The sequence below is a fragment of the Prosthecodimorpha staleyi genome, assembly GCF_018729455.1.
GTDB lineage: Bacteria > Pseudomonadota > Alphaproteobacteria > Rhizobiales > Ancalomicrobiaceae > Prosthecodimorpha > Prosthecodimorpha staleyi.
On record NZ_JAHHZF010000013.1, the window covers coordinates 214,243 to 222,470 of the forward strand.

The window sequence follows — 8,228 nt, forward strand, 5'->3', positions numbered from 1 at the left end:
GTCGATGATGCCCCAAGGGGGCGCCGGGGTACATCTGACGTGCTGACCATCCACAATCTGGAAAAGCGCTACAAGACCGGTGATCGGGCCCTCAAAGGCGTCTCGCTCACTCTGGCTCCCGGTGACATCGTCGGCCTGATCGGGCCATCCGGCGCGGGTAAGTCGACGTTGATCCGCTGCGTGAACCGGCTTGTCGATCCCACGTCGGGCACCATCAAGCTGTTCGATCTCGACCTCACAAACCTGAGCGGTGGCGACCTGCGCAAGGCGCGCCGCCGCATCGGTATGATCTTCCAGGAATATGCGCTGGTCGAGCGCCTCACTGTCATGGAAAACGTGCTCTCCGGCCGTCTCGGCTATGTGGGATTCTGGCAGAGCTGGCTGCGCCGGTTCCCTGAGGCCGACGTGGCGCGCGCCTTCGCACTGCTCGGCCGCGTTGGGCTGACCGAATTTGTCGACAAACGGGCGGACGCCCTGTCCGGCGGGCAACGCCAGCGCGTTGGCATCGCCCGAGCACTCGCGCAGGAACCCGAACTGCTGCTGGTCGACGAACCGACCGCCAGCCTCGACCCGAAAACGTCCCGCCAGGTGATGCGCCTGATCCTGGAGCTTTGTGCCGAGCGCAAGTTGGCAGCGATCGTCAACATCCACGATGTCGTGCTGGCCCAGATGTTCCTGCCGCGGATCGTCGGCCTGCGGGCCGGCGAAGTCGTCTACGACGGCCCGGCCGCCGGGCTGAATGCTGAAGTACTGACGCGCATCTACGGCGAAGAGGACTGGGCCAAGACGTCGACGAACGAGGAGGCGAACGACACCGTGGCCCCGATCCCGATCGCCTCCACTCTCGAACGGCGCAACGCAGCCATGGCGGGCCCGTGATGACCGAAGCCATTCCCGCCCAACACCTGGTCTGGAAGCCCCCCCGCCTGATCGAGCGCGCGTGGCTGCGCTGGGTCATCCTCGGCGCGATCATCCTATACCTGTGGCTCGCACTGGGCAGCATCGACGTCAACTGGACGCGTGTTTCAGAAGGATTGGTCCGCGCCGCGCGGCTGTTCGCCGGGTTTCTGCAGCCGGATTTCACAACGCGCTGGAGAGACATCCAGCAAGGCCTGATCGAAAGCCTGACCATGACGGTCTGCGCGACAGTGTTCGGTCTGGTCCTTGCTCTGCCGATCGGGCTCGGTGCAGCGCGAAACGTCGCTCCGCTATGGCTCTATGGTCTCTGCCGCGCATTCATCGCGCTGGCGCGGGCCTTCCAGGAAATCATCGTCGCGATCCTGTTCGTCGCCATGTTCGGCTTCGGTACTTTCGCCGGCTTCCTCACGCTTTCGCTCTCCACGATCGGCTTCTTGTCAAAGCTGATCGCCGACGACATCGAAGAGATCGACCCGGCGCAGGTCGAGGCGATTCGCGCCACCGGCGGCGGCTTCTGGCAGGTGATGGACTACGCCGTTTCTCCCCAGATCGGCCCTCGGTTCGTCGGGCTAACGGCCTACAAGGTCGACATCAACTTTCGGGAAAGCTCTGTCATCGGCATTGTCGGAGCCGGAGGCATCGGCGCCACGCTCAATACGGCGCTCGACCGCTACGAATTCGACAGTGCGGCCGCGATTCTGCTGATCATCATCGGCATCGTGATGATCTGTGAGTACGGCTCGGGATGGATCAGAAAGGCGATGGCGTAGATGGCGATCGTAATCGGCAGCGACGGCGCGCGCCACTGGACGCTGCTCACCCCGGGAGAACAACGGTGGCGCTGGTTCGGCTGGCTCGTGCTTGCCGCGCTCACGGTGTTCTGCTGGCGGATCATGACGGCCGATACGATCTGGGCATTCGTCGCGGATGCCCCGACACAGGCGGCAGACATCTTCGGTCGCATGTTGCCACCCCGCTGGAGCTACATTGATCAGCTTTGGGGCGCCATCTGGGACACGATCAACATCGCCACACTCGGGACGCTGATCGCCATCGGACTGGCCACCCCGCTCGCGTTTCTGGCCGCCCGCAATACCACGCCGAGCGTGCTTTTCCTCCGCCCGGTCGCGCTGTTCGCCATCGTCGCCTCGCGATCGATCAACGCGCTTATCTGGGGATTGCTGCTCGTGGCGGTGCTCGGCCCCGGTGTGCTTGCCGGCATCTTCGCGATCGCGCTCCGCTCCATTGGGTTCATCGGCAAACTGCTGTACGAAGCCATCGAAGAAATCGATGAAACACAGGTCGAGGCGATCCGAGCCACCGGGGCCGGGCAAATGCAGGTCATAGGCTACGGCATTTGGCCGCAAATCCTGCCCGCATTCGCGACGATCTGCGTATTCCGCTGGGATATCAACATCCGCGAATCCACCGTCCTCGGCCTCGTTGGCGCTGGCGGTCTCGGTCTGGCGCTTGAAGGTTCGCTGAATACACTCGCTTGGCCGCAAGTTTCGCTAATTCTGCTGATCATTCTGGTCACCGTTATACTCAGCGAATGGATCACCGCTCAAGTTCGTCGGATGATCATCTGATATATAACTCTGGAATGCAGAATGCGTGGCCATGCATTTGGCTTTCAGCGGGACGCAGTTGCAACTGTAAGGGGCCTGTCTGGTTAATTTCATTTAAATCGATTTGGAAAATCGTCGATGGCCGGAGCCGGTTGCGCAGCGATGGTGTGAGAGCGCTGGCGGGTATTTCTTTTCCAGGTTGTCGTAGTCGAGTTCGATCCAATTGGCGTCATGGATCGGGCGATTGGGAGAGCGTCGGCGATGCCGGGATTTTCGCTGATTTCATATCGGCGGTCGGCGCGGGCGAGCGTCGGGGCGGCGAAGAGGCGCGGCATGCGGTGGTGGACGGCGGAGCGGCCCTCTAAATTTCGCTGCCGGATCAACCGCCTCAGGTCGTCGCCCAAGACGTCTATTCGGATCGAAGATCCACGCCAGACCGATCGCCGCTTAAAGAAGCGTCCGGTGCCGATGGAAACTGATTTGCGGACATTCTTCGAAGCGCCCTGTCGGATGGTTACATGCGGCTGTCATGAAAATTCCATAGCGTCGATTTGAGCGTAGTCCCTTCGTGATCGTCCCCGAGCTTGCAGGCCAGGAACGACGGCGCATCGGGCATCGCAGCGCCATGGGATGGCCGATTCACGGCCCCGGTCGGACTCGGCGGCGCCGGCACCAACAATAGTGAGATTGAAGCATGATAAAATCACTGATCGGTATGGTGATGCTCGCCCTGGTCGGAGGGACGGCACAGGCCCAGGAATTGACGGTCTACACCGCGCTCGAGGCCGATCAGATCAAGGCCTATCAAGTCTCCTTCGAGAAGACCAACCCGACCATCAAGATCCGCTGGGTCCGGGACTCGACAGGCGTCGTCACGGCGAAGCTCCTCGCCGAGAAGGCCGCTCCGAAGGCCGACGTCGTGTTCGGCCTGGCCGCGACCTCCCTGATGCTGCTCGACAAGGAAGGCATGCTCCAGGGCTATGCGCCCGTCGGGCTCGACAAGATCAAGCGTTCGATGCGCGACCCGGCCGAACCGCCGAAGTGGGTCGGAATGGATATTTGGGCCTCGGCGCTCTGCTTCAACACGGTAGAGGCCGGGAAGAAGAACATATCGATGCCGGCCTCCTGGGCCGATCTCGTCAAGCCCGAGTACAAGGGCCAGATCGCGATGCCGAACCCGGCTTCGTCCGGCACGGGGTATTTGATGGTCGCCTTCTGGCTTCAGATGATGGGTGAAGAGGCCGGCTGGAAGTACATGGACGCTCTGCATCAGAACGTCGCCGCCTATACCCATTCCGGCTCAAAGCCCTGCCGCCAGGCCGCTGCCGGCGAGTATGCCGTCGGTCTGTCGTTCGAGTACCGCGCCAACAAGACCAAGAAGGATGGCGCTCCGATCGAGGCGATCCTGCCGAAGGAGGGTCTCGGTTGGGACATGGAGGCTTCGGCCATCATGGCCACGACGAAGAACGTTGAGGCCGCGCGCAAGCTTCTCGACTGGTCGGTCACCGAAGAGGCCAACAAGCTCTACTCGGAGAACTACGCCATCGTCGCCTATCCGGGCGTGCAGGCGAAGCTCGATCATGTGAAGGGCGACGTGGAAGCCATGCTCGGCAAGAACGACTTCGTCTGGTCGGCCGCCAACCGCGACCGCGTCCTCGCTGAATGGATGAAGCGCTACGACGGCAAGTCCGAGAAGAAGTGACGGGGATCGACCCTTCGGGCCTGGCGGGACGCCGTGTCGCACGGCTGTCGCCGGGCCCTTCGCTGTGCCGCAGCGGCGAGTGGCGACCCTGATCCTGCCATCCTGCGAAGCAAAGGGCTGAAGACATGTACGCTACCGCCGGGTCCGACGATCCCTATCTCGTGATCCGGGGCGTCACCAAGCGCTTCGGTCCTTTCACCGCCCTCCAGGACATCGACCTCGATATCCACAAAGGCGAGTTCGTTTCCTTCCTCGGCCCATCCGGCTGCGGCAAGACGACCTTGCTGCGCGCCATTTCCGGACTGGATGTGCAGACCACGGGCAGCATCTGCCAGGGGGGGCGCGACATTTCGAGCCTGCCTGTCAGCCAGCGCGATTTCGGCATCGTCTTTCAGAGCTACGCGCTTTTCCCCAATCTGAAGATCAAGGACAATGTCGGCTACGGCCTGGTCTCGGCCGGCAAGAGCCGCAAGGAGATCGCCGACCGCGTCATGTATCTTCTCGGCATGGTCGGCTTGGCGGACCAGGCCGAGAAGTATCCGTCGCAGCTTTCTGGCGGACAGCAGCAGCGCGTGTCGCTTGCGCGTGCCCTGGCCCTGTCGCCGGGTCTCCTGTTGCTCGACGAGCCGCTGTCAGCCCTCGATGCGCGGGTTCGGGCGCGTCTGCGCGGCGAGATCCGCGAACTGCAGCAGCGCCTCGGCATCACCACCATCATGGTGACGCACGATCAAGAAGAGGCGCTGACGATGTCGGACCGCATCGTCGTGATGAGCAAGGGGCGCATCGAGCAGATCGGCACACCGGATGAGGTCTATCGCCGGCCGGCGTCGCCCTTCGTCGCCGATTTCGTCGGACGCATGAACTTCATCTCGGGCAAGCTGGTCGACGGCGGAGCCGCAGACTGCAAAGGAGCCATGCTCCGGTTCGTCGGCGAACTACCTTACGCCCCCGGGACGCCGGTCACGATTTGCCTGCGGCCCGAAGACGTTGTCGTACGCGAAGTGAGCGCCGGCTCGAACGTCTTCGACGTCGACGTGGGCGTGATGGAGTTCATGGGCAACCACTTCTCGACGACGCTTCATGTCCAGGGCTCGAACCTGAACATTTCCGCCGACCTTTCGATGAACGACGTCCGCGATCTCGGCATCAAGCCGGGAGCCCGTGTCTTGGCCTCTCTGCCGACCGACCGTTTGCGCGTCTTCGCGTCCGCCGCCTGAGAGCGGCGCGGCTCTCCGCCCCGGTACCGTGTTGAAAGGTCCATCGTGACGATGTCAGCGAGCACTCTTCCGCCGTCCGGTCTGCCGGCGGCTTCCGATGCCAGACCGGTGCGTCAGCGCGCCAGCCGCGACGATGTTCTAATGCGGCTCATCCTGGGCGTGCTCACCGTCTGGCTGATCGTCACGGTCCTCCTGCCGCTCAGCGCCCTGCTGATCAAGAGCGTCGAAAGCCCGTCCGGCGAGTTTGTCGGGCTGGCGAATTTCGCCCAGTATTTCTCCAATCCGGCTTTGACGGCATCGATCGGCAACAGTGTTTGGATCGCGCTGGTCAGCACGGCCATCTGTGTGCTGCTCAGCTTCGTTTTCGCCTACGGCATGACGCGCACCTGCATGCCGGGTCGCAGCGTGTTCCGGCTCATCTCCCAGATCCCGCTGCTGGCGCCGTCGTTGCTGCCGGCGATCAGTCTCGTCTACCTGTTCGGCAACCAGGGCGTTGCCAAGGATCTCCTGTTCGGCGCCTCGATCTATGGCCCGATCGGCCTCGTGATGGGCGAAGTCTTCTGGACCTTCCCGCACGCTCTCATCATCATGACGACCGCGCTCTCGACCTCGGATGCGCGCCTCTACGAGGCGGCCGCAGCGCTGAAGGCCAGCAATTGGCGGACCTTCTGGACAGTGACTATACCCGGCGCCCGCTACGGCCTGATCAGCGCGACCTTCGTCGTCTTTACGCTGGTGATCACCGACTTCGGTGTCCCGAAGGTCATCGGCGGGCAGTACAATGTCCTGGCGACCGATGTGTACAAGCAGGTGATCGGTCAGCAGAATTTCCGGATGGGCGCGGTCGTCGGCCTGCTCCTGCTCCTGCCCGCCATGCTCTCGTTCGCCGTCGATCAGTGGGTGCAGCGCCGGCAGTCGGCGGCCTTGTCGTCGCGCGCGTTGCCCTACGAGCCGAAGCCGAACGCCGCGATCGACGGGGCCGCCTTCGTGGTTTGCGGCATGATCGCCGCCGTCATCCTGGTCGTCATCGGGATGGCCTTCTTCGCGTCGATCGCCACCCTGTGGCCCTACAATCTGACGCCGTCCTTGAAGAACTACGACTTCGACAACATGGACGGCGGCGGCTGGGAGAGCTTCTACAACTCGCTGCAGATGGCCGGCTTGACGGCAGTCTTCGGGACCATCGTGGTGTTCACTGGCGCCTATCTGGTCGAGAAGACGAAGGGCTTCGGCATAGGCCGCTTCCTCTTCCAACTGCTCGCGCTGCTGCCGCTGGCGGTGCCGGGGATCGTCCTCGGCCTCGGCTATATCTTTTTCTTCAATTCTCCGAGCAACCCGGCCAATTTTATCTACGGTACCATGAGCATTCTCGTCGTCTGCTCCATGGCGCATTTCTATTCGGTCGCGCATCTGACCGCGGTCACGGCCCTGAAGCAACTCGACCAGGAGATCGAGACCGTATCGTCGTCGCTGCGCGTACCGTTCTACCGGACCTTCGGGAGAGTCACATTGCCGGTCTGCCTCCCTGCCGTGCTCGATATTGCAATGTATCTCTTCGTCAACGCGCTGACGACAGTATCGGCCGTGGTATTCCTCTATTCGCCGCAGACCACGCTCGCCTCGATCGCCGTCCTCAACATGGACGATGCTGGCGACGTAGCCCCGGCTGCCGCCATGGCGATGACCATATTCTTCGCTGCAACGGCGGTCAGGGTCGCGTACACGCTGCTCTCCGCCGGCGTCCTGGCGCGAACCCAGGCCTGGCGCCGACGCTGATCGGAAACGCCTTCGGGCAGCTCTGTTCGTCGACGCGGCTGTCGGCCAAATAGAGGTCCACATCGTCGTCGAGCATGCCGGACGCGGCCCCGACCTCGGCGTGCAGCGTCGGATGGTCCGCCCTGAGGCAGGGAGACAGTCCCCGCCCTCTGACCCGGACGCAGCTTCCGGCGTCCTTTGCACTTCGGACACGCTCAGATCGAGCGCTGGTTCACCCGGGCGGACAGGGCCTCGGCGCTCTCTTTCCGTTCCGAATAGCGGTCGACCAGGTAGTCGGCACGGTCGCGGGTCAGGAGGGTGAACTTCACCAGTTCCTCCATCACGTCGACGATGCGGTCGTAGTAGGCGGACGGCTTCATGCGGTCGTTCTCGTCGAACTCCGTGAAGGCCTTCGGCACCGACGACTGGTTCGGGATCGTGATCAGCCGCATCCACCGACCCAGGATACGCAACTGATTGACGGCGTTGAACGACTGCGAACCTCCGCTCACCTGCATGACGGCGAGGGTCTTGCCCTGGGTGGGGCGGACCGCACCGAGCGACAGCGGGATCCAGTCGATCTGGGCCTTCATGATGCCCGTCATCGCGCCATGCCGCTCGGGCGAGCACCAGACCATGCCTTCTGCCCAGGTGACCAGCTCGCGGAGTTCCTGCACCTTCGGATGGCTTGTGTCGGCATCGTCGGGCAAGGGCACTCCGGACGGGTTGAAGGTCCGGGTTTCCGCCCCGAAGCGCCGCAGAATGCGCGCTGCTTCTTCGGTGACAAGCCGGCTGAAAGAGCGCGATCGCACCGAGCCATAGAGCAGGAGGATGCGGGGCGGGTGGTCGGCCAGGGTGGCGGGGAACAGCCGCTCCGGCTCAACTAGCCGGAAGCAGGTTTCGTCCAATTGTGGGGTCGTCTCGTCGGATTCAGCCAACCCTGCGTCCCTCCGGGTCGATCAGCGGCGCGCCGTCCTCCTTGGCGAAGGGGCCGGGCGGCAGGCGGTCGAGGAGGTCGAGCACCGTCTCGCTCGGCCGGCACAGCCGGACGCCCTTCGCGGTGCAGAC

The 8,228-nt window shown here is 63.3% G+C and carries 8 protein-coding genes; 6 read left to right on the top strand and 2 right to left on the bottom strand.

Going from position 1 to position 8,228, the window contains the following annotated elements; translation table 11 throughout:
- Window positions 1–39 precede the first annotated feature (39 nt).
- The 3 genes from phnC to phnE (KL771_RS23900) are packed head-to-tail and all read left to right on the top strand — an operon-like array spanning window position 40 to window position 2,507.
- The gene (gene phnC, locus KL771_RS23890; protein ID WP_261971016.1) at window positions 40–879 is read left to right on the top strand and encodes a phosphonate ABC transporter ATP-binding protein; all 840 of its coding nucleotides are present in this window, start codon (window positions 40–42) and stop codon (window positions 877–879) included.
- Window positions 879–1,688, top strand: a complete 810-nt coding sequence (gene phnE / locus KL771_RS23895) for a phosphonate ABC transporter, permease protein PhnE (protein ID WP_261971017.1) — start codon at window positions 879–881, stop codon at window positions 1,686–1,688. The genes phnC and phnE (KL771_RS23895) overlap by 1 nt, the downstream gene beginning before the upstream one ends.
- On the top strand, window positions 1,689–2,507 hold the full coding sequence (gene phnE, locus KL771_RS23900; RefSeq protein ID WP_261971018.1) for a phosphonate ABC transporter, permease protein PhnE: 819 nt from the start codon (window positions 1,689–1,691) through the stop codon (window positions 2,505–2,507). It abuts the gene before it with no gap.
- A gap of 89 nt (window positions 2,508–2,596) precedes the next feature.
- Here phnE (KL771_RS23900) and KL771_RS23905 read toward each other — a convergent pair whose 3' ends face one another.
- Window positions 2,597–2,890, bottom strand: a complete 294-nt coding sequence (locus KL771_RS23905; protein ID WP_261971019.1) for a hypothetical protein — start codon at window positions 2,888–2,890, stop codon at window positions 2,597–2,599.
- A 290-nt stretch (window positions 2,891–3,180) separates the two neighbouring features.
- On the opposite strand from KL771_RS23905, the gene KL771_RS23910 reads away from it, so the two are divergent.
- From KL771_RS23910 to KL771_RS23920, 3 genes are all read left to right on the top strand, one after another.
- Window positions 3,181–4,188: a putative 2-aminoethylphosphonate ABC transporter substrate-binding protein gene (locus KL771_RS23910; protein WP_261971020.1), complete on the top strand. Its 1,008-nt coding sequence runs from the start codon at window positions 3,181–3,183 to the stop codon at window positions 4,186–4,188.
- Window positions 4,189–4,349: 161 nt separating this feature from the next.
- Complete coding sequence (locus tag KL771_RS23915) at window positions 4,350–5,405, top strand: putative 2-aminoethylphosphonate ABC transporter ATP-binding protein (protein WP_261971021.1); 1,056 nt, start codon at window positions 4,350–4,352, stop codon at window positions 5,403–5,405.
- A 141-nt stretch (window positions 5,406–5,546) separates the two neighbouring features.
- Window positions 5,547–7,181 carry a putative 2-aminoethylphosphonate ABC transporter permease subunit gene (locus KL771_RS23920; protein ID WP_261971022.1) on the top strand — a complete coding sequence of 545 codons (1,635 nt, stop codon included), beginning with the start codon at window positions 5,547–5,549 and terminating at the stop codon, window positions 7,179–7,181.
- Window positions 7,182–7,375: 194 nt separating this feature from the next.
- On the opposite strand, the gene arsH is transcribed toward KL771_RS23920, so the two are convergent.
- Window positions 7,376–8,098 carry an arsenical resistance protein ArsH gene (arsH, locus tag KL771_RS23925; RefSeq protein ID WP_449301125.1) on the bottom strand — a complete coding sequence of 241 codons (723 nt, stop codon included), beginning with the start codon at window positions 8,096–8,098 and terminating at the stop codon, window positions 7,376–7,378.
- Window positions 8,099–8,228: the final 130 nt, after the last annotated feature.

Excerpts from the sequence above, each read along its gene's own strand:
- phnE (WP_261971017.1), top strand. The coding sequence starts at position 879 with ATGACCGAAGCCATTCCCGCCCAACACCTGGTCTGGAAGCCCCCCCGC.
- phnE (WP_261971018.1), top strand. The coding sequence starts at position 1,689 with ATGGCGATCGTAATCGGCAGCGACGGCGCGCGCCACTGGACGCTGCTC.
- KL771_RS23910 (WP_261971020.1), top strand. The coding sequence starts at position 3,181 with ATGATAAAATCACTGATCGGTATGGTGATGCTCGCCCTGGTCGGAGGG.
- KL771_RS23920 (WP_261971022.1), top strand. The coding sequence starts at position 5,547 with ATGCGGCTCATCCTGGGCGTGCTCACCGTCTGGCTGATCGTCACGGTC.